At 70.4% G+C, this 1,840-nt stretch carries 1 protein-coding gene and 1 pseudogene; both read left to right on the top strand.

Features of this window, described 5'->3' with window-relative positions; genetic code table 11:
• Positions 1-1,285: molybdopterin dinucleotide binding domain-containing protein (locus ABWU78_RS20865; protein ID WP_439159387.1), on the top strand; the 1,285-nt coding region annotated here is incomplete at its 5' end.
• Between the two features lie 76 nt (positions 1,286-1,361).
• A pseudogene (gene narY, locus ABWU78_RS20860) lies at positions 1,362-1,840 on the top strand (nitrate reductase subunit beta); the annotation flags it as partial.

The raw sequence follows: 1,840 nt of genomic DNA, 5'->3' as shown, positions 1-1,840 counted from the left end.
GACCGACTTCGACATCTTCCACACGCTGGCGGGGAAGGTGTCCGAGCTCGCGGTGACGCACCTCGGGGTCCGGGAGGACCTCGTCGCGGCGCCGCTCGCGCACGACACCCCGGACGAGATGGCGGTCCCGCACGGCGCGCTCACCGACTCGGGCCTGCCCGTGACGGAGCGCGAGCTCGTGCCGGGCGTGACGATGCCGAAGCTCGTGGTCGTCGAGCGGGACTACCCGGCGTTCGCCGCGCGCATGGCGTCGCTCGGCCCGCTCACGGAGAAGGCGGGCATGGTGACCAAGGGCGTGCACTTCTCGCCCGCGCCCGAGGTCGCCGACCTCGGACGTCGCAACGGCCTCGTCCAGGACGGTCCTGCGGCCGGGCGCCCGCGCCTGGACCGCGACACGCACGCGTGCGAGATGATCCTCGCGCTGTCGGGGACGACGAACGGCCGGCTCGCGGTGCAGGGGTTCGAGCACGTGGAGCAGCGCACGGGCACCCGGCTCGCGGACCTCGCCCTGGACGAGCAGGGCAAGCGCGTGACGTTCCCGGACGTGCAGTCGCGCCCGACGCCGGTCATCACCTCTCCCGAGTGGTCGGGGTCGGAGCACGGGGGCCGCCGGTACTCGGCGTTCGTCGTCAACGTGGAGCGGCTCAAGCCGTGGCACACGCTCACGGGTCGCCAGCACCTCTACCTCGACCACGACTGGATGATCGAGCTCGGCGAGCACATGCCGATCTTCCGGCCGCCGCTCGACATGCACCGCCTGTTCGGCGACTCGCCGGTCGTGGGCGACACGTCGCCGTCGGGCTACCCCGCCTCCGGCGGTCACGCCGAGGTCGCGGTGCGGTACCTGACTCCGCACAACAAGTGGTCGATCCACTCGGAGTACCAGGACAACCTCTTCATGCTGTCCCTGTCCCGCGGTGGCCCGAACGTCTGGATGTCGCCCGCCGACGCCGCCAAGATCGGGGTCGCGGACAACGAGTGGATCGAGGCGTACAACCGCAACGGCGTGGTCGTGGCGAGGGCGGTGGTCAGCCACCGGATGCCGGAGGGCACGGTGTACATGCACCACGCGACCGACCGCACGATCGACGTCCCGCTCGCCGAGACGTCCGGGCTGCGCGGCGGCATCCACAACTCGCTCACGCGCATCCTCCTCAAGCCGACGCACCTCGCGGGCGGGTACGCCCAGCTCTCCTACGCGTTCAACTACCTCGGGCCCACGGGGAACCAGCGCGACGAGATGACCGTCATCCGACGACGCAGCCAGGAGGTGCGGTACTCGTGACCCTCGTGACCAGGACCGGGACAGCGCGGGGCCAGGCCGCGGGCAGGGTGTCGTCGGCACGGGAGGGGGTGACGTCGTGCGGGTGATGGCGCAGATGTCGATGGTGATGAACCTGGACAAGTGCATCGGGTGTCACACGTGCTCGGTCACGTGCAAGCAGGCCTGGACGAACCGGACCGGGGTCGAGTACGTGTGGTTCAACAACGTCGAGACCCGCCCCGGGCTGGGGTATCCGCGCACCTACCAGGACCAGGACCGCTGGCAGGGCGGCTGGGTCCGCACCACGAAGGGCAAGCTGAAGCTGCGCGCCGGGGGCCGGTTGAAGAAGCTCGCCACGATCTTCTCCAACCCCGTCCTGCCCTCGATCCACGACTACTACGAGCCGTGGACGTACGAGTACGACATGCTCCTGTCGGCCCCCCAGGGCCCCCACACCCCCGTCGCCCGCCCCACGTCGCTCCTCACGGGCAAGGACATGACCATCTCCTGGTCGGCGAACTGGGACGACGACCTCGCCGGCTCCACCACCACCATGGCCGACGACCCGGTCCTGCG

Source organism: Cellulosimicrobium sp. CpK407, from assembly GCF_051844275.1.
Taxonomy (GTDB): Bacteria; Actinomycetota; Actinomycetes; order Actinomycetales; family Cellulomonadaceae; genus Cellulosimicrobium; species Cellulosimicrobium cellulans_G.
Note: the sequence above shows the minus strand (reverse complement) of the source record. Positions and strands in the feature narration are given on the sequence as shown.